Origin of the sequence: Riemerella anatipestifer, from assembly GCF_009670965.2 — a bacterium.
Classification (GTDB): Bacteria; Bacteroidota; Bacteroidia; order Flavobacteriales; family Weeksellaceae; genus Riemerella; species Riemerella anatipestifer_B.
The window spans coordinates 1794807-1813079 of record NZ_CP073239.1; the positions used below are offsets into that span (position 1 = coordinate 1794807).

The following is an 18273-nucleotide window of genomic DNA, read 5'->3' on the forward strand; positions in this document are numbered from 1 at the left end:
GATTTTAGACGTTGTAAATTGATACTAAATGAGTGCACATCAATTGAATAAATTAGTAGTTTGGCAAAAGGCTATCGCTTTAGCTAAGGAGATTTACCTTATTAGTGAAGCGTTGCCTACGGACGAAAAATTTGGATTGACCTCACAGATGAAAAGGTGTGCTATTTCTATACCTTCTCTAATATTGCAGAAGGAGCGGGAAGAAATAACCCAAAAGAGTTCATTCATTTTTTAGGAATAGCTTCGGGGTCTTGTTACGAACTAGAAACTCAGCTTATTTTATTATCAGAATTACAAATGAAAAACAATCAAGACATAATGCCTACGTTACAACATTTAACAGAAATACAAAAATGATTTATAAATTAAAATCAAGTTTAACTTCAAAAGGATTAGAATCTAAACTCTAAGTTCTAAAATCTAATCTCTAAAATTCAATAAAATATATGAAAACAGCATACATAATAAAAGGTTACAGAACGGCTGTAGGCAAAGCTCCTAAAGGGTCTTTAAGATTTACAAGACCAGATGTGATGGCAGCTAAAGTGATAGAAAAATTGATGAGCGATGTGCCTCAGTTAGATAAAGATAGAATAGATGACCTCATCGTGGGGAATGCAATGCCAGAGGCAGAACAAGGGCTTAATATAGCGAGGCTGATTTCGCTTATGGGGCTTAATACAGATAAAGTTCCAGGGGTTACGGTGAACAGATATTGTGCTTCAGGGTCTGAAGCTATTGCGATTGCTTCGGCTAAAATTCAGGCAGGTATGGCGGATTGCATTATTGCAGGAGGAACGGAATCTATGAGCTTTATTCCAATGGGTGGGTACAAACCTGTACCAGAGACGGATATAGCTAAGTCTAACCCTGACTACTATTGGGGAATGGGCTATACAGCAGAAGCGGTGGCAAAACAATACAACATCAGTAGAGAGGAGCAAGATTTGTTCGCTTTTGAGTCGCACCAAAAAGCATTAAAGGCATTAGCAGAAAACAAATTTGTTAATCAAATTGTGCCTATTCCAGTAGAATATACCTTCCTTGATGAGAGTCAAAAGTTACAAACTAAATCTTTTGATTTCTCTGTGGACGAAGGTCCTAGAAAAGATACTTCTTTAGAAGGTTTGGCTAAACTAAGACCTGTATTTGCGAATGGTGGAAGCGTTACGGCAGGTAACTCATCACAAATGTCAGACGGAGCAGCATTTGTTATCGTCATGTCTGAAGATATGGTAAAAGAGTTAGGTTTACAGCCTGAGGCAAGACTAGTATCTTATGCAGCAGCAGGTCTAGAACCGAGAATTATGGGTATGGGACCAGTATATGCTATTCCAAAAGCACTTAAACAAGCAGGCTTACAACTTAAAGATATAGATTTAATAGAGCTTAACGAAGCATTTGCTTCCCAATCGGTAGCGATTAAAAAGGAGCTAGACCTTAATCCAGAGATTGTAAATGTGAATGGGGGTGCTATTGCATTAGGACATCCGCTAGGTTGTACAGGTACTAAACTTACCGTTCAGCTTTTAGAGGAAATGAGACAAAGAGGTAGTAAATATGGTATGGTAACTATGTGCGTAGGAACAGGACAGGGAGCTGCTAGTATTTTTGAACTTTTATAAGATTCAAAAATGATTTAATATTTAATAATACAACACTTAAAATTTACAAAATGAGTACAATACTAAAAGGAGGAGAGTTTTTAATTAAAGAAACTCCAGCAACACAAATTTTCTCAATAGAGGAACTGTCAGAAGAACAAAAAATGCTTAGAGACTCTGCTAAGGAGTTTATAGATAGAACCGTAATCCCAAATAGGGAGCGTTTCGAAAAGAAAGATTATGCTTTCACAGAAGAGTGTATGAAAGAAATTGGAGCTATGGGCTTTTTAGGGATTTCGGTTCCTGAGTCTTATGGTGGTTTGGGTATGGGCTTTGTAACCACTATGTTGGCTTGTGATTATCTGTCGGGAGCTACGGGGTCTTTGGCTACGGCGTACGGAGCACATACAGGTATCGGTACGCTGCCTATTTTACTTTACGGAACGGAAGCTCAAAAACAAAAATACCTACCAGACTTAGCTACAGGGGCTAAATTTGGAGCTTACTGCCTTACAGAGCCAGATGCAGGGTCTGATGCCAACAGCGGAAAAACTAAGGCAAGACTTTCAGAAGATGGTAAACATTACATCATCAATGGTCAAAAAATGTGGATTTCTAATGCAGGTTTTGCAGATACCTTCACTTTCTTTGCTAAAATAGATGACGATAAAAATATCACAGGGTTTGTGGTTAATCGTTCCGAGTTAGAAAATCCGGAAAGTCTAACTTTCGGAGAGGAAGAGCATAAACTTGGTATTCGTGCTTCTTCTACGCGTCAGGTGTTCTTTAATGATATGAAAGTGCCTGTAGAGTGTCTTTTAGGAGAGAGAAACAATGGGTTTAAAATCGCTCTTAACGCTCTTAATGTGGGTAGAATTAAACTTGCTGCGGCTTGTTTAGATGCTCAAAGAAGAATCCTTAACTACTCTATCCAATATGCTAACGAGAGAAAGCAGTTCGGAACTTCTATCTCTACTTTTGGGGCTATTCGTAAGAAAGTAGCGGAAATGGCAACCGGTATATTTGTAAGTGAAGCAGGTTCTTACCGTGCGGCTAAAGATGTTCAGGATAAAATAGATGAACTTGTAGCGGGAGGAATGAACCACCAAGAGGCAGAGCTTAAAGGGGTAGAAGAGTATGCCGTAGAATGTTCTATATTAAAAGTATTCGTGTCTGATTTGTTGCAACAATCGGCTGATGAGGGAATTCAGATTTTTGGAGGAATGGGCTTCTCGGAGGATACACCAATGGAAGCGGCTTGGAGAGACTCTAGAATTTCTAGAATCTACGAAGGAACTAACGAGATTAACCGACTACTCGCCGTGGGTATGTTGATTAAAAAAGCCATGAAGGGGCAAATAGACCTGATGTCTCCAGCAATGGCAGTAGGTAAGGAGTTGATGTCTATCCCATCTTTTGAAACGCCAGATTATTCTGCATTTATGAGTGAGGAAAAGGCGATGATTGCCAATCTTAAAAAGGTTTTCTTAATGGTTTCAGGAGCGGCTTTGCAGAAGTATATGATGGATATTGAAAAACAACAACATCTTCTACTAAATGCATCTGAAATTCTTAACCAAATTTATATGGCAGAGTCTGCTATTTTAAGAGCAGAGAAGCATTACGCACCAGATTCTGCAGAGGCAGCAATGGCACAGCTAAACCTTTATAAAGCAGTAGAGAAGATTATTGTATCTGCTAAAGAAGGTATTGTATCTTTTGCAGAAGGCGATGAGCAAAGAATGATGCTTTCTGGTCTTAGAAGATTTACTAAATATACCAACACCCCTAATGTAATAGCCCTTACTGAAAAAGTAGCAAAACACTTTATTGAAAAAGGAGGGTATTAAGAGTAAAGTATAGCAATTATTGAATTTTTGAAAATTGAGGTTTTTTATAGAGCCTCAATTTTTTATATAAAACTATAAACAATATATGTAACGGCTCTCAATTCTATTACCTAAGATGAGTCCTCTAAACCCACAATACCTCACCAAAAAGAAAAGCGTATTTCAGAAAATAACGGCGTTTGTAGAAAAGTTTAAAGGCGTGGGTGGTGAACTTTAAAATGAATAATAGTATTAACTAAATTAACATTAACATTATGGAAGAAATTTCAAAATATTTACCATTTATATCCGCAATTATTGTGTGTGTAATTTCTGTATTGTTTTCACCTCACGTATTTCAATTATTTAGTGCTTATGGTAGGAGAAAGTTTTTCAACAATATAGATGGAGTAGAAGTTATTAGCTTTTTTGAAAAACATGCTCCAGAATATTATAATGATTTTATTTTACCTAAAGTGATAGAAAATAACTTTTATATTAACACTGGAATAAGAGCTGATATAGAGTCTATCAAAAAATATATTGATTTTAAAAAAGCTACTGGAGCTACATGGGAGCATATCAGGATTGCAAAATCTCATCTTCGGGTTGAGGAAGAAGGGGTTAAAATAAGAATTAGTAAATTTGAAAAAATATTCGGTAATATTGTCCTGACTATAGGTTTATTTTTGCTCATAACCGGAGTTGCTTTGTTATTATTTCTGAATCAGTTTAAACATGAGAGTATAAGAGATATTATTTTAATGGTGTTTGTCGTAGTTATTCCTCTTCTTACAGGATACTTTTTGGCATGGTCGGTTAACTCCATACTTATGGCAAAAAGAATGGAAGACGATTTAAAAAAGAAACACAATTAACACCTAATAAATAATATAAATTCACCACCCAGTTGCCTTACCTAGCAACGCACAGGTGCAGCCTAAGGCAATGCAGCTTTGCAGGGTAAAGCAACGCATAGGCGTAAAAAAGAACGCTTCGGTTGGCAATTTGCCAACCGAAGCGTTGCTTTATAAAACCTAGCTGAAAACTGCTACTATACAATCACGATAGGGGTAGATAAAGTTTCGGTTCTAGGGTCTTTGAGGAGCGTGTTGCCTTTGGTGAACTGTGTCGTGAGGCTAAGTTCATAATTTCCTGCTTCTAAATCTGTAGGAACGAGAATGAGTAACCTCGACGGCTCATTAAGCACAATATGCTCTGCTGAGAGTTTCACTTCTTGCTGAGTGTCTAGGTTTTTAAAGACGATGCCATTTTTAGGGTCATTGCCGTCTATTTTAATGAATGTGCCTTTGATTTCTGCGTTTTTGCCTTTGGTAAGTGTGCCGTCTGCTTTGCCTGTGGCTTTGTCGGTAATGCTAAACACGCTCATTGGGCTGGATTGCTCGCCTAGGATTTCTACTTTAGTGTCTGCTACTGCCTTTCTAAGGTCTAGACCTTGGTTTACATTCACATACACCGAGTGTTTTTCTTTATCCCAAGTTTTGTCGTAAAATACGCCTTTAATGGCAGGACGCATATACACCAGTCCTGTATTTACACTATAACCGTTGAGTACTAGCTCTGAGGCTTTGCGATTAAAACGAGTGATAATATCCACCGCCGTTTCGGTTTGTATCTCCATACCTTCTTTTTTGAGGGCTTCTACGATTTCTGTAATACCAAGGCTACCGCCTAGAAGTGGTACGGCTACAAAATCATTAGGGTCATCTTTCGTGAGTAGGTTGGGACGCAACCACGCTTTTAAGGTATTCATAATATTGATATTTTTTTAGATAGTTAAACTAGTTTCTTTTTAAAGCAAAAATGTAATCTTCCATCCATCTAGACATATTAGCTAACCTATGAGCATCAGTGTCTTTGAACAACCCATTAGGTTGTAAAGATATTTTTACATAATAAGTCTTTTCGGCATTGGTATTATTGTCTACCAACCAAACACCAGAAGCAACTTGATATAAGTCTCCCGAATTAAAAGAACACGAAATTAATGTAGGCGACCCGGGTATAACCGCTGTTTTATAAGCACCTTCTTGCATGGTTTCATCTATACTCGCTCTAACCCAAACAGAACTTCCCGTAGGCAAAAGTACTTCTGCAGGAGCGGCAGTAACTAAATAAGCACAATAAATAGCCCATTTCCCCGGAGGTAAGGTAATAGATTGACCTGAATATCGGTGTAAATGTAAACCACGTGCAGAATTTTGTTGTATAGAGTAAAAAGTTTCATTGGGCATAATATTCGTTTCAATAGGTGCGTTACCGTAAATCATTTCTACTCCACTAGGTATTGTAGGATTAGTTCTACTTACCACTCCTAAAGTACCATCGGGTTTTGCAACTACGGCTTTAGTATATTCGTTTTCTAGCGGTGTAGCATCAGTCATTTGGTTGATTTTGGCATTGCCGTTGACCTCTAGTTTTTGTGATGGGCTTTGGGTGCCTATCCCTACATTGCCATCTCCCATAAACGAAAGATTATTAGTCCCTAGAGTTACCGTTCTGTTACCTGCTAGTGTGCCGTCTGCAGTATAGATATTGGTAGTTATTGGAGAGGTTCCTCCTAGAGGCTTCCAAGTACCCCCACTAAGCGTGTTGCTTTTATTTTCATAATAGTAAAACCCAGAGGTAACATCTACATTACCGATAGCAGATTTACCCGTTGCTGTATTATATACTATCATACCGTCTAAACGGTTAGGGTAAGCTAAAGAAACTCCATTTGGAGTTGCAATTAAGGTATTGAGTTGGGTTAAATCTGTTCTCGGAAAAACTAACCCTTTTCCTATGTTGGTGGAGGTATTCCATTGAGGGGTGGACGAAGCGTCTAAAAAAGCAGTCTGATTAGGAATTACATTTTGAGATACTGTTTTGTTCGTCTTAATTTGAGCATAAGATAAAATATTGATACTTAATGCCACTAATATGAATATTTGTTTTTTCATAATAATATAAAATTAAAGACCTGTTGTATTGAGCCATTTTGTTCCTGTGGATATATAACAAGAAGAGTAACCTGCTGTTAAAGATTGTTGTTGCCCTATAGGTTGTGGGGAAATAGAAACATCATTTTCAGGGCTAAAGAAACATAACATTCTTCCTTTATTATCTGCAGTAGGAGCAGGTAAAGTTAAACTACTAGGATTAGTTAAATAGACAAAATAATCGTCATCTTTTATAGTTGGAATAGGGGTATCGTCTTCCCTGTAATTTCGTGTGAAAGATTTTGTTTCTGTGGCAGTGGCTGGTCTAACCCATTTAGTCCCATTATAAAAGTAATAGCCCTTTTCTGTAATATCTGTTACTCTAACATCGGTACCAGTGTAAGACGCTATTGTGCCACCTCCATCTTCTGCATTGGCATCATCTACTACATAGACTAATGTTCCCTCTTGAGGGGAAGGCATTTTAGCGACTCTTGTTTTAGACAGTTTAGGCACAATAATACCCTCGTTAGTTGCGTCTAATAAGTTAGTTGTATTGGGTTTTATCTCTAAAGTAGCATTGGGAGATGAGGTGTTAATCCCCACTTTACCATCGGTTTGTCCGTAAGCTATTAGACTTAGACCTAAAAAGGCTAACACACTTAATTTTGTAGTCTTTGTTTTCATAATGTTTAATTTTAAAATTGTTGATATTTAATTGTTTAAGATTATAGAGGTTAGATATTGGATTTTAGATTTTAGAGATTGTATTCTAGACTTAAAGGTTGAGGAGATACTAAGCTCTAACCTCTCATATCTCACCTCTACCCTTAAAAAACGCCTTTCCCCTCTAAACACACACAAAACGAGAGGAAAGGCTAAAGCAGAAAGGAAGTAAAAACTCCCTCTCTGAACGCTAAAAGCACCTAACAAAAACGACCATGTTATAAGACAAAACAATGGTGCTTTTAGCCTATATTTATGAAAGCTAGATTTAGAATGGTGTAAATACGAAAATCCGCCAACGAAAGTTGGTGGAATTATATTTATAATTAACGATAAAAGTTGAAGTAATTTTCTAGATAATACGACGCATACCCACGAAACTATTTTTGTGTGTGTGTGTGTGTGTTTACGAAATTATTTGAGATAGCCAAATAATCTTGTAACTTTTTTATACTTGTTTGTATGTAATTGGTATCGTGTGTCATAAAACTGAAGCAAACTTATTACCTTTTGCGGAAGTATGCAAATTTTAGTGGCTAAAAAATAAAATTTACTTATTTAAACTCTCCAGAAACGCCCAGTCCAAAGAGAGCAAAATCGTACTTTGCGGGGTCTTTGGCGTCCCATTTTCTAATGGTGTGGTCTAGTTCTTCCACAGTTTTCCAATCGTTTTGGGTTCTTGTAATCAGTTGGAGCTGCCTTGCGATGTTGCCCGTGTGCACATCTAGTGGGATAGACAGTAGGGCAGGGTCTAGCTGTTCCCAAATGCCAAAATCTACGCCTTTGTTGTCCTTTCTTACCATCCATCTTAAAAACATCATCAGCCGTTTAGCCGCAGATTTCTTGTAGGTAGAACTGATGTGCTTGTGGCTACGGTGCTGGGTGGTGGTATCTAGAAAAGCATTTCTAAAGCGTTCTAGTGCGTGGTAGAAATTGGTTTCGCCGTCTTGGGGGAGTAGTAGCTCTTCCATAGACGAGTGGTTTTGGTAGAGATGCCTAAATCTTTGGATAAAATAGATTAAATCTTCCGAGTTAAAAGTGCGGTGTATGGCTCTAGTGCCTATCTTGTCTAAATCTTTATCGGTATGGTTCAGCACAAAATCTAATGGCGACTGTCCCATAAGCTCCATAATATGGTTGGCACTTTTGATAATAGATTTTCGGTTGCCCCAAGCAATGGTAGCTGCTATAAACCCCGAGATTTCAATATCCTGCTTTAGAGAAAAACTATGCGGTATTTGTATAGGGTCTTGCTCTATAAAATTGGGGTGGTTGTATAGGTCTGCCTTCTCGTTTAGGAAGTCTTTTAACTCGTTGGAATCCATTATATTTTTATGGTTTCTAGCATTTTGGGTAGAAAGGTATTAGGGAATACGGTTCTTGCCTCATCAGTAAAGACATTTAAGTCGGCATAGCGGTTAGAGAAGTGTCCTAAAATGAGTTTTTTAACCCCTGCTTTTTGGGCAATAGTAGCCGCTTCTAGGGCGGTAGTATGCCCTGTATAGTCTGCCATTTCCTTTAAATCGTGTAAGAAAGTTGCCTCGTGGTAGAGTACATCTACACCTTTGATAATTGGGACGATGCTTTCCAAATAGCGGGTATCACTACAAAAAGCATAAGACACGGAAGGTTGTGGTGGGGTGGTAAGCACCTCATTTTTGAGTACAAAACCATCGGAGAGCGTAAAGTCTTTTCCTTTTTTAAGGTTGTGGTAGTCGCAAGTTTCTATTTCAGGATATTTGCTGATTTCCTCCATATTCAAGTGGCGTTCCTTTGGTTTTTCTCTAAAGAGGTAGCCATTGCAGTAAATCCTGTGGTTGAGCGGAATGGTAAAGACTTCCACTTTGTGGTCTTCGTAGATTTTTACCGACTGATTGCCTTCTAGCTCGTGGTAAATCACTTCAAATCCCCTTTGGGTTTCTGTAATTCTAAAAATAGTTTCTAGCATCTCTTGGATTCCCTTCGGACCATAGATATGCAGAGATGTTTCTCTCCCCAACAAACGAAACGACGCAATAAGCCCTGGTAAGCCAAAACAATGGTCGCCGTGTAGGTGAGAGATAAATATATGATTGATTTTAGAAAACTTGGCTTTAGCCCTTCTTAGCTGTACTTGTGTCCCTTCGCCACAATCGATTAAGAAGTAGCGTTCTTGTACCTCTAAAAGCTGAGAGGTGGTAGACGAGTTTACGGTAGGAATTGCAGAATTGAAGCCTAATATGGTTAAATGTACACTCACTGCTAGATGAAATTTATTGGGTAATGGTGGTTAAAAACTGGTCTAAGGCATTTTTTCTATGGCTAATGGCGTTCTTTTCCTCTGGAGCCATTTCGGCAAAGGTGGTTTCGTAGCCGTTAGGTACAAAGATAGGGTCGTAGCCAAAGCCTTGGTGTCCTCGGTCTTCCTCTAGTAGATGCCCATGTACTTTGCCTTCAAAATAGGAAGTACCGTTTTCATCTACCAAACATAATACAGTAATGAAATGAGCTGCTCTATTGGTTTTGCCTTGCATTTCTTCTAAAACTTTAGCAATATTGGCTTTAAAGTCGTGGTTGCCAGCATATCTCGCCGAGTAAATCCCCGGTCTTCCGTCTAAGGCATCTACTACAAGTCCACTATCATCACCCAAACTTGGAATGCCTGTTTTTTGGAAACAATAAGAGGCTTTAATAAATGCGTTTTCCTCAAAAGTGTTGCCGTCTTCCACGATTTCATCATTAAGTTGATAATCGGAAAGGCTTTTTACTAGGAAGCCATCACCTAAGATTTGTTGGATTTCCTCTTTTTTATGTTGATTGTGTGTCGCTATTAAGATTTCTTTTTTCATTAGAGTATTGTTTTCTATTTAGTAAAATGGGTTTTTCTATGCATAAATAGATAATAGGCAACTCCGAAGATAACCATGCCTATAATAAAAGACACTATTTTGTTGATGCCTAGGAGTTCATAAGAGTGTTCTGTATCGGCATAGACTAGCATCAGATAAGAGATGAAATTGTTAAAAGCGTGTAGTAAAATAGGGATTACAATAGATTTGGTTTTGAAATAAACTAATCCCAATACCAACCCCAATAAAAACGCGCCCACAAATTGCCAAGGATTGGCGTGTACAATACCAAACACTAAAGCAGAGATAACAATGGCTTTCTTAGGAGCAACGCCTTTGTTGGTAAGTCCACCTTGTATAATACCTCTAAATAAAACCTCTTCTAATAGAGGAGCAAGGCACACTACCATAATGGCAAGTCCTACCTTATCGTTAAGCATTCCTTTAAAAACTCCCATAAAAGTATTGTAAAGCTCTCCTAATATGCCGCCTTCCGTTGGGATAAAAGAAGTAAGGACTTCTGCCATCAGTACCATACCTACCATCATCATTAGAGATAAAAGAACATTAGAAGCCGTTACATTGCCTACACCTAAGCGGAGCGGTTTTTTGGTCTGTGGTCTTACAATAAAAATATCAAACGCTGCAATAGGTAGCCCCAATGAAAGTACAAATGAAATTAAATTCAGCCCCATAGAAGTAGCAACCTCTTCCTTTAAAATAAAGACATTAGCGATAGTGTACACAGCGAGTATAAGCGAAGCAACGATGTAGCTCCCTATAAGTACAGCAATGCCGTCAAGCCCCAATTTGAATTTTTGATTCATCTATTAAATATAAATAGGTTTGGATTTCGCAAAGATAATGGATTTAGAATCAAAACACCTAAATATTCCGTTTTGGCTTAGGCTATTTTTATATATTTGTTGGGTGATAAAGAGAGAGAATCTAGAGTAAAAGGTAATGACTAAATATAAAATAGCTTATGTGGAGCTAGACACTCATGCAGAAATAGCTCTTAATTTTAAAGCATTGATGGAGGCATCTAGCAGGGTAGAGGTAGATTATTTTTTTTCTAATAAAATAAAGAAGTTGTTGGGTGAAAATACGCCTAACACTATAGAGGCAAGTCCTAATACCATACTTAAGTTATTATCAGCTAAAGAGTATGATTTGGTGGTGGTTGGGACGGTACACCGTTATTTTAATACCTTTGATAAAATAGTTAAAAACTATAAGACCGCCATTATTTGCCATAATCTCAATTTCATTAAAGCGAGTAATACAGACTTACTAAAAGTCTTATTGAAAGAAGATTTCGTTTATAGGCTAAAACTCCTTTTAAAGGAAGGGCTGATGCTGAAAAATAGCGTTTACCAAAATTCGGTAAGCTGTTGGGTGTTGTCGGAAGACTTAGTTTCTTCTAGATACAAGCATATTCTGCTTTTTTATACAGAATATCAGCAGGAGCTTTCTAATAATAAGGGTTTAACATTGGTTATTCCAGGGATTGTATCACAAAAACGAAGAGATTACAAAGCGGTAGTGGAAAGCCTAAGTAATCAACACTTTAACGAACCTACTGAAGTAGTTTTCTTAGGAAAAGCAATGGGAGAGGAGTTAGGTTGGCTTAAGAGTTTAGAACAGAAAAAATTAAATAATCTGAAAGTAACCTACTTTACAGAGAAAGTACCACAAGAATTGTTTGATGAGTATTTACTAAAGGCCAGTCTTATTTGGGCCCCCATACAGCAGAAAACACATTTTTTTAACATTGCAGAATATTACGGTAAAACGAAGGTAAGTGGTAATAATGGTGATGCGATGAAGTACAGTAAAAAGATTGTTTTTTCTAAAAATATAGAAGAAGTATTAAACTCTCAAAACATTAGAGAGGTAAAGAGTATTTCAAAACAAAAAGCATTAGAAATTACTGAAAACTTAATAGAAAGTGCTATAAACCCAAAAAAACACAAGTGATACAAAGATGAACCACTAAAAATTTCTTAAATTTGCATTTTGGAAAGACAATGGAAAAAGTAAAAATTCACGACAAAACTTTTGTTCCTTATTTAAAGAACGAAGAAATACAAACTTACATAAAGGCATTAGCTCTAAAAGTTTACGAAGATTATAAAGACGAAACTCCTGTATTTGTAGGAGTACTTAATGGGGTAATTATGTTTTTCTCAGACTTTTTAAAACACTACCCAGGGAAGTGTGAGGTAGCCTTTGTTCAGGTAAGCTCTTATCACGGAGGGTTACAATCTACGGGGATTGTTTACACTAAAATGGAACTTACTAAAGAGGTAGAAGGGCGTCATATTATCCTTATGGAAGATATTGTAGATACTGGAAATACCATAGAAAGTCTTTTTGAATATTTTAAAAATACGCACCGCCCTAAGTCGCTTAGAGTAGCTTCTCTTTTATTAAAACCAGAAGTGTTTAAGAAAGACTTTACCATAGACTATGTGGCAAAAGAAATCCCTAATAAATTTGTGTTAGGCTACGGTTTAGACTATGATGAATTAGGAAGAAATTTACCAGATTTATACCAATTAGAAGAAGGTAGAATTAACCATTAACAAAGAAAATTAACATTGATAAATCGTGTTTTAGCGATTTTAGATATACTAAAAATTAGAAGTAAAGATGATTAACATTGTATTATTTGGTCCTCCGGGAAGTGGTAAGGGTACTCAAGCTCAAAATCTGATTGAAAAGTTCAATTTGAAACAAATATCTACAGGAGATTTGTTCCGTTATAACATGAAAAACGATACCGAGCTAGGGAAATTGGCAAAATCTTATATAGATAAAGGAGAGCTGGTTCCAGACCAAGTTACCATAGATATGCTGATAGATGAGGTTAGAAAACCTACGGATACCAAAGGGTTTATATTTGATGGTTTCCCTAGAACAGCAGCACAGACAGAAGCCTTAGAAAAGATTGTAAAAGACGAACTTAATGAGGAGATAAGCATCTGTTTATCGCTAGTAGTAGAGGACGAAATTTTGGTGCAAAGACTTCTTAAGAGAGGTGAAACTAGTGGTAGAACAGATGATGCAGATGAGTCTATCATTAGAAACAGAATTAAAGAATACTATGCAAAAACTGCCGAAGTAGCAGAACTTTACAAGCAACAAGGGAAATATGTAGAGATAAATGGAGTGGGCGAAATTTCCGAAATTGCAGAAAAACTTTTCTCAGAAGTAGAGAAAATTTTAAAATAATAACAATAGAATGATAATCAAGAAACTGTCAGAGTTTTAAGCTTTGATGGTTTTTTGGTTGTTTTTATATCGTGTAATAAGCATTTAATTAAATAAGATATGTCAAATTTTGTAGATTATGTAAAAATCCATTGTAAGTCTGGGCACGGAGGTGCTGGGTCAGCCCACCTCAGAAGGGAAAAATACATTCCTAAAGGCGGTCCTGATGGTGGAGATGGTGGGCGTGGTGGTCATATCATTATGAAAGGAAATGCACACGAATGGACTTTATTACCATTGCGTTATACAAGGCATGTTAAGGCAGAAAACGGTCAGCCAGGTGGTAAAAATCAGTTGACAGGTCGTTATGGGGAAGATGTTTATATAGAGGTGCCCATTGGTACTATCGCTAAAAATGAAGAGGGAGAAATCATAGGCGAAATTTTAGAAGATGGGCAAGAGATTATCTTAATGCAAGGCGGTAAGGGTGGTTTAGGAAATGAGCATTTTAAATCTGCTACCAACCAAACGCCTCGTTATGCACAGCCAGGGCTTCCTGGGGAAGAAGGGTATATCGTGTTTGAGCTAAAAGTATTAGCAGATGTAGGTTTGGTGGGGTTCCCTAACGCAGGTAAATCTACATTGTTATCTGCGGTATCTGCGGCTAAGCCTAAAATTGCCGATTATGCTTTTACAACACTTACGCCTAACTTGGGTATTGTAGATTATCGTAATTACAAGTCTTTTGTGATGGCAGATATACCAGGTATTATAGAAGGAGCTGCTGAAGGTAAAGGGCTAGGACATCGTTTTTTAAGGCATATAGAGCGAAACTCAATTCTTCTTTTCTTAATTCCTGCGGATGCGGAAGATTATTTCCAAGAGTTTAAAATACTTGAAAACGAACTTAAAGAATACAATCCTGAGTTACTAGATAAAGATTTTATCATTTCCATTTCAAAGTCTGATTTGTTAGACGAAGAACTCAAGAAAGAAGTTGCAGCTAAGTTTCCTGAAAACAGACAACCCTTGTTTATTTCTGGAGTTACAGGAGAAGGGCTTACAGAACTTAAAGATGCAATATGGAAAAAATTACACGGATAGATTTTCTACCCGTGTTTTTTTATTTAAGCTAGTCCAAAAATTTGCTTAGCATTGTTAGTGGTTGTCCTATCTATTTCGTTGATAGGTATTTGGTAAATATCTACTAGTTTACCGATGATTTGTTCTAGATAGGCAGATTCGTTTCGTTTTCCTCTGTAAGGTACAGGTGCTAGGTAAGGCGAGTCGGTTTCTAAAACGATGTGTTCTAAAGGTATTTCATTTAAGAATTGGTCTATTTTGCCATTTTTAAAAGTAACCACACCGCCTATTCCTAAACTAAAATTGAGGTCTATGGCTTGTTTAGCGTGTTCTAATGTTCCCGTAAAACAATGGAAAATACCTCTTAATTTAGGGTGTCTTTTTTCTTCTAAAACCTCAAAAGTTTCATCAAAACTTTCTCTAGAATGTATCACGATAGGCAGGTCTTTTTCTATTGCCCAATCTATCTGTAGTCTAAAGGCTTCTTTTTGCAGTTCTAGATGGCTTTTATCCCAATAGAGGTCTATCCCAATCTCTCCGATAGCACAAAAGTCCCTTTGTTCCAAATAATCTTTTACCAATTTTATTTCTTGGTTGTAAGTTTCAGGATTTATATAAGTTGGGTGTAAACCCATCATTGCTGATATCTGGTTAGGATATTCAGCTTCTAGATGGAGCATTTTTTCGTGATATTCAGAATTGATAGCTGGTAGAAAAAAATGAGTAACTCCTTTATCTAATGCCCTTTGTATCATTAAATGTCTATCTTCATCAAATTCCTCTGAATATAAATGAGTATGTGTGTCTATCATAAATAATTGAAAGTTAGAAGTTTGAAAAAATTTTAAAATTAACTTTGGCTTGTTGCTCTTGTATTTTTTGTTTGAGATTATCTGTAAACTTTAGATAATCAGGGTGTTCGGTATGGGTTGGGCGATGCCTTAAAGCCGAAATAATTTTCTGATTATCAATGATAAATTTTTGTGTGTCTTCCGTGCAGTAGGCTTTTATAAATTTATCAAAGATGTAATCTATGGCTTGTTCGTTAGGATGGATTAGGTCTGATTTGTAAAATCTGTAATCTCTTAAATCGTCCATTAAAATCTCATAAATAGGTAAGTAATGAGCATTTGGATACATTGCCACCACTTGATGTAATGCATTGATGAGCTTTGATTTGCTAAGCTGATTTTCAACTATACCATCTTTAGTATGCCTTACAGGAGAGACTGTAAATAAAATATTTACGGTATTAAGACTGTGTTGATTGATGAGTTCTATCGCTTTTTTGATGTGGGTTTGTACTTCTTCATCAGAGAGCATTCTTTTATTAAAAAGAGTGTTTGGCATCTTGTGGCAATTAGCCACCTTTTGCCCTGTAGGAAGGTACTCATAAATAAATGAAGTTCCTAAAGTGATAATAACCCAAGAAGTGTTTTTTAAAAATAAATGAGCATTGGCTAGCTCTGTGTTTATTTTATCTAAAGTAGTGGTTTCAGAAACACCGTCAAACGAGGTATGATGGTCTAACGAAAGGTAATAGCCACGATGATTAACCAAATCTTTCTCGTGATAATATTCAGAATGAACGATTCTTTCTAAAGCATTAGCAATAGAAAAAGGATTAAATAGCGTCCCAAAAGGATTATTCAAACATCTTATTTGTCCTTCTGACAGTCGGTTACTCATTTCCGAAGCAAAGCAAGAGCCGATAGAAAAAACTTGATCTGTAATTTCTATTTTTTTTGAGGAAGGCGTAAGATTAACTTCGGTTCTGAATTTCAATTTAGTAAGATTTTAATTCGTAATTCTTTTTCTTTGTAAAGACCTAAATTTATGATTATCTACATTTTTGAGATAGTTAGTCAGTTGAGGATTACTCATACTATCTTTGGTAAGGTAAATTCTGCCACCCAAATCCAATACAATTTGGTCTAAATCTTCAACGAGTTTTTTGAGCTTTTTATTCACTTTAAAATCGAGTGCTAGAGTATAACCTTCAAAAGGGAAGGAATTGTATGCGTTTGGATTATTCTTTCCAAATAACTTTAGTACCGCTAAAAAAGAGCCATTACCACTATGAGCAATGGTTTTTAAAATTCGTTCCATACCTTCTTTGCCTTTGTCTTTCGGAATTACCATTTGGTATTGTATAAAACCATTTTTACCATAGATTTTATTCCAATCATTGATGACATCTAAAGGGTAGAAAAAGGTTTCATAATCAATGATATTTTTGACGATTTTTTTAGACTGTTTTTTGTAATAAAGCCAATTGAAGATCTTTACAGTCCATTGGTTTAGAATAAAATTTGGAAAATAAAAAGGAACACTTGGTTTTAATTTAGGCTTTAGAACTAAAGGATTTTTAGCTAGCTTAGAAGCAAGTTCATCTTTTAGAGCGTGTTCTCCTCTCATAAGTATAGATTTACCAATGTCATCTCCTTTCTGTAAACAATCTATCCACGCTACGGTGTAAGTCCAATCTTCACTTTCTTCAAATAGTTGAAAGATTTCGTCTAGGTTTTTTGCTTTGATGCTTTCTTGTCGGATATAAGCCGTATCTATATTTTTAAGCTGAAATTTTGCAGATAAAATAATACCTGTAAGTCCCATTCCGCCAATGGTTGCCCAAAATAGGTCTGTGTTTTGAGTTCTAGAGCAGGTGATTATTTGAGCGTTGGCATTCAGTAGTTTAAATTCTAAAACATATTCTGAAAAACAACCTTCTGAATGATGGTTTTTGCCGTGTATATCGGAAGCTATGGCTCCTCCAATGCTAATGTATTTAGTACCTGGAGTTACATACAAAAAGTAACCTTGTGGTACAATAACTTCTAAAACATCAGAAAGAAGAACACCTGCTTCGCACTCAATAATTCCGTTAAGTCTATCAAAACTAATAAATTTGTTGAGTCTTTTGGTTGAGAAAATGTGTTCCCCTAAAGAAGCGTCTCCATAACATCTGCCATTTCCTCTAGCGATGACTTCGGGACGATTTTTAACAAAATCTTTAATTTTTTCAAGATTATCGTCTGTAACTATTTCCTTTTCAACAATGGGGAAATTCCCCCAATTAGAGACTTTTTGTATATGATTTTTCATTATTGTTTAGCGTAAATTTGGTAAAGAAAAACAACAATCCATAATACCAATGTAATTTGTATGTATCTGTCTTTATAGACTATTTTTGTTGGAGATTCAGTTCGATTATAGACTAGAGTTTGCTGTAAATATCTTAAAAACGCAAACAAGACAAAAACCACCGTATAGAAAACTCTAGGATGAAACCTAGCCTGTACTTCTGGAGATAAAGTAAACATAAGATAACAAACGATGGCCAAAGCACAGCTAATAGAAAGTGCAATATCTGCAAACTGAATGTTATAGCCGTCTAATGCTTTTCTAGTTTTACCTGTTAGTTGAGCATTTACTAATTCGCCTCTTCTTTTCCCAATCGCAAGAACTAAAGCAAGCACAAAAGTGAGTAAAATCGCCCACTGAGTAATGATAAGTCCTGTAATATAGCCTCCTGCTAATACTCTAAGTACAAAACCAATTGCAATAATAGTTATATCTAAAATAGCAATATGTTTGAGTTTGAAGGTATACGCCAAATTCATTACGAAATAGAATAAAATTATACTTCCAAACTTCCATATATTACCAATATTAAATACCGAAAGTCCTATCCATAAACCACCCAATATTGATAAAACAAGTCCACCAAAAAGTATTTGTGCAGTGGTTTTTGAAATTGCTCCACTGGCTAGAGGTCTGTTTTTTTTCTCAGGGTGCTGTCTGTCAGAATCTATATCCATATAATCGTTGATGATATAGATACTACTTGCAGTAAGTGAAAAAATAAGAAACGCAAAAAAACTAAGATAAAATAAATCAACCTCAAGTATTTTACCTGAAAATAGGAGAGGAACGAATATAAAAAGATTTTTTACCCATTGCTCTACTCTAAGTAGATTAAAATATTTCTTCATAAGTTTTGCAAAGCACAAAGATAACCATAAAATAAAAAACCGCAATTAAA

General features: G+C 36.3%; 20 protein-coding genes. 9 read left to right on the forward strand and 11 right to left on the reverse strand.

What is annotated here, in order from left to right; genetic code table 11:
- Positions 1-28 precede the first annotated feature (28 nt).
- From D1J36_RS09910 to D1J36_RS08315, 5 genes are all read left to right on the forward strand, one after another.
- The gene (locus tag D1J36_RS09910) at positions 29-235 is read left to right on the forward strand and encodes a four helix bundle protein (protein ID WP_435896784.1); all 207 of its coding nucleotides are present in this window, start codon (positions 29-31) and stop codon (positions 233-235) included.
- A complete protein-coding gene (locus D1J36_RS09915; protein WP_435896785.1) occupies positions 157-357 on the forward strand; it encodes a four helix bundle protein in 201 nt (66 codons plus the stop codon). Before D1J36_RS09910 ends, D1J36_RS09915 begins: the two co-directional genes overlap by 79 nt.
- Before the next feature lie 89 nt (positions 358-446).
- Positions 447-1625: a thiolase family protein gene (locus tag D1J36_RS08305; protein WP_154138193.1), complete on the forward strand. Its 1179-nt coding sequence runs from the start codon at positions 447-449 to the stop codon at positions 1623-1625.
- Positions 1626-1675: 50 nt separating this feature from the next.
- Entirely contained in the window at positions 1676-3454 is a 1779-nt protein-coding gene (locus tag D1J36_RS08310; RefSeq protein WP_154138194.1) for an acyl-CoA dehydrogenase family protein, read from the forward strand.
- Positions 3455-3708: 254 nt separating this feature from the next.
- Entirely contained in the window at positions 3709-4311 is a 603-nt protein-coding gene (locus D1J36_RS08315; protein ID WP_154138195.1) for a hypothetical protein, read from the forward strand.
- Between the two features lie 176 nt (positions 4312-4487).
- On the opposite strand, the gene D1J36_RS08320 is transcribed toward D1J36_RS08315, so the two are convergent.
- The 7 genes from D1J36_RS08320 to D1J36_RS08350 all read right to left on the reverse strand — a co-directional run bounded on the left by D1J36_RS08320 (position 4488) and on the right by D1J36_RS08350 (position 10756).
- Positions 4488-5207 (reverse strand): DNA-binding domain-containing protein, encoded by a 720-nt coding sequence (locus D1J36_RS08320; protein WP_154138196.1) that lies wholly within the window; start codon positions 5205-5207, stop codon positions 4488-4490.
- Positions 5208-5235: 28 nt separating this feature from the next.
- Complete coding sequence (locus tag D1J36_RS08325; protein WP_252339382.1) at positions 5236-6396, reverse strand: hypothetical protein; 1161 nt, start codon at positions 6394-6396, stop codon at positions 5236-5238.
- Positions 6397-6408: 12 nt separating this feature from the next.
- Positions 6409-7062, reverse strand: a complete 654-nt coding sequence (locus D1J36_RS08330; protein ID WP_252339383.1) for a hypothetical protein — start codon at positions 7060-7062, stop codon at positions 6409-6411.
- A 593-nt stretch (positions 7063-7655) separates the two neighbouring features.
- The gene (locus D1J36_RS08335) at positions 7656-8426 is read right to left on the reverse strand and encodes a TIGR02757 family protein (RefSeq protein ID WP_154136724.1); all 771 of its coding nucleotides are present in this window, start codon (positions 8424-8426) and stop codon (positions 7656-7658) included.
- Entirely contained in the window at positions 8426-9340 is a 915-nt protein-coding gene (locus D1J36_RS08340) for a ribonuclease Z (protein WP_252339384.1), read from the reverse strand. Before D1J36_RS08340 ends, D1J36_RS08335 begins: the two co-directional genes overlap by 1 nt.
- A gap of 13 nt (positions 9341-9353) precedes the next feature.
- The gene (gene rdgB, locus D1J36_RS08345) at positions 9354-9929 is read right to left on the reverse strand and encodes an RdgB/HAM1 family non-canonical purine NTP pyrophosphatase (protein ID WP_154136725.1); all 576 of its coding nucleotides are present in this window, start codon (positions 9927-9929) and stop codon (positions 9354-9356) included.
- A 14-nt stretch (positions 9930-9943) separates the two neighbouring features.
- Entirely contained in the window at positions 9944-10756 is an 813-nt protein-coding gene (locus tag D1J36_RS08350) for a CPBP family intramembrane glutamic endopeptidase (protein WP_154136726.1), read from the reverse strand.
- 136 nt (positions 10757-10892) lie between these two features.
- On the opposite strand from D1J36_RS08350, the gene D1J36_RS08355 reads away from it, so the two are divergent.
- The 4 genes from D1J36_RS08355 to obgE all read left to right on the forward strand — a co-directional run bounded on the left by D1J36_RS08355 (position 10893) and on the right by obgE (position 14249).
- Positions 10893-11909: a hypothetical protein gene (locus D1J36_RS08355; RefSeq protein WP_154136727.1), complete on the forward strand. Its 1017-nt coding sequence runs from the start codon at positions 10893-10895 to the stop codon at positions 11907-11909.
- A gap of 50 nt (positions 11910-11959) precedes the next feature.
- Positions 11960-12517, forward strand: a complete 558-nt coding sequence (hpt, locus tag D1J36_RS08360; RefSeq protein ID WP_014938889.1) for a hypoxanthine phosphoribosyltransferase — start codon at positions 11960-11962, stop codon at positions 12515-12517.
- Positions 12518-12584: 67 nt separating this feature from the next.
- A complete protein-coding gene (locus tag D1J36_RS08365; RefSeq protein ID WP_004919201.1) occupies positions 12585-13166 on the forward strand; it encodes an adenylate kinase in 582 nt (193 codons plus the stop codon).
- Positions 13167-13265: 99 nt separating this feature from the next.
- The gene (gene obgE, locus D1J36_RS08370) at positions 13266-14249 is read left to right on the forward strand and encodes a GTPase ObgE (RefSeq protein ID WP_107046446.1); all 984 of its coding nucleotides are present in this window, start codon (positions 13266-13268) and stop codon (positions 14247-14249) included.
- A 23-nt stretch (positions 14250-14272) separates the two neighbouring features.
- Here the strand turns inward: obgE and D1J36_RS08375 are convergent, their stop codons facing one another.
- From D1J36_RS08375 to D1J36_RS08390, 4 genes are read right to left on the reverse strand one after another with little or no spacing between them, the layout of a single operon-like run.
- Positions 14273-15040, reverse strand: coding sequence for a TatD family hydrolase (locus D1J36_RS08375; protein WP_154136728.1), 768 nt, complete (start codon positions 15038-15040; stop codon positions 14273-14275).
- Between the two features lie 13 nt (positions 15041-15053).
- Positions 15054-16013: a GSCFA domain-containing protein gene (locus D1J36_RS08380; protein WP_154136729.1), complete on the reverse strand. Its 960-nt coding sequence runs from the start codon at positions 16011-16013 to the stop codon at positions 15054-15056.
- A 12-nt stretch (positions 16014-16025) separates the two neighbouring features.
- Positions 16026-17333: an FAD-binding oxidoreductase gene (locus tag D1J36_RS08385; protein WP_154136730.1), complete on the reverse strand. Its 1308-nt coding sequence runs from the start codon at positions 17331-17333 to the stop codon at positions 16026-16028.
- Positions 17333-18223 carry a UbiA prenyltransferase family protein gene (locus D1J36_RS08390; protein WP_154136731.1) on the reverse strand — a complete coding sequence of 297 codons (891 nt, stop codon included), beginning with the start codon at positions 18221-18223 and terminating at the stop codon, positions 17333-17335. The genes D1J36_RS08385 and D1J36_RS08390 overlap by 1 nt, the downstream gene beginning before the upstream one ends.
- Positions 18224-18273: the final 50 nt, after the last annotated feature.

Bases quoted from the DNA above. Each gene is read 5' to 3' on its own strand.
- D1J36_RS08330 (WP_252339383.1), bottom strand. From the start codon at position 7,062: ATGAAAACAAAGACTACAAAATTAAGTGTGTTAGCCTTTTTAGGTCTA.
- D1J36_RS08315 (WP_154138195.1), top strand. From the start codon at position 3,709: ATGGAAGAAATTTCAAAATATTTACCATTTATATCCGCAATTATTGTG.
- D1J36_RS08305 (WP_154138193.1), top strand. From the start codon at position 447: ATGAAAACAGCATACATAATAAAAGGTTACAGAACGGCTGTAGGCAAA.
- rdgB (WP_154136725.1), bottom strand. From the start codon at position 9,929: ATGAAAAAAGAAATCTTAATAGCGACACACAATCAACATAAAAAAGAG.
- D1J36_RS09910 (WP_435896784.1), top strand. From the start codon at position 29: ATGAGTGCACATCAATTGAATAAATTAGTAGTTTGGCAAAAGGCTATC.
- D1J36_RS08375 (WP_154136728.1), bottom strand. From the start codon at position 15,040: ATGATAGACACACATACTCATTTATATTCAGAGGAATTTGATGAAGAT.
- D1J36_RS08355 (WP_154136727.1), top strand. From the start codon at position 10,893: ATGACTAAATATAAAATAGCTTATGTGGAGCTAGACACTCATGCAGAA.
- hpt (WP_014938889.1), top strand. From the start codon at position 11,960: ATGGAAAAAGTAAAAATTCACGACAAAACTTTTGTTCCTTATTTAAAG.
- D1J36_RS08325 (WP_252339382.1), bottom strand. From the start codon at position 6,396: ATGAAAAAACAAATATTCATATTAGTGGCATTAAGTATCAATATTTTA.
- D1J36_RS08365 (WP_004919201.1), top strand. From the start codon at position 12,585: ATGATTAACATTGTATTATTTGGTCCTCCGGGAAGTGGTAAGGGTACT.
- D1J36_RS08310 (WP_154138194.1), top strand. From the start codon at position 1,676: ATGAGTACAATACTAAAAGGAGGAGAGTTTTTAATTAAAGAAACTCCA.
- D1J36_RS08385 (WP_154136730.1), bottom strand. From the start codon at position 17,333: ATGAAAAATCATATACAAAAAGTCTCTAATTGGGGGAATTTCCCCATT.
- D1J36_RS08335 (WP_154136724.1), bottom strand. From the start codon at position 8,426: ATGGATTCCAACGAGTTAAAAGACTTCCTAAACGAGAAGGCAGACCTA.
- D1J36_RS08350 (WP_154136726.1), bottom strand. From the start codon at position 10,756: ATGAATCAAAAATTCAAATTGGGGCTTGACGGCATTGCTGTACTTATA.
- D1J36_RS08390 (WP_154136731.1), bottom strand. From the start codon at position 18,223: ATGAAGAAATATTTTAATCTACTTAGAGTAGAGCAATGGGTAAAAAAT.
- obgE (WP_107046446.1), top strand. From the start codon at position 13,266: ATGTCAAATTTTGTAGATTATGTAAAAATCCATTGTAAGTCTGGGCAC.
- D1J36_RS08320 (WP_154138196.1), bottom strand. From the start codon at position 5,207: ATGAATACCTTAAAAGCGTGGTTGCGTCCCAACCTACTCACGAAAGAT.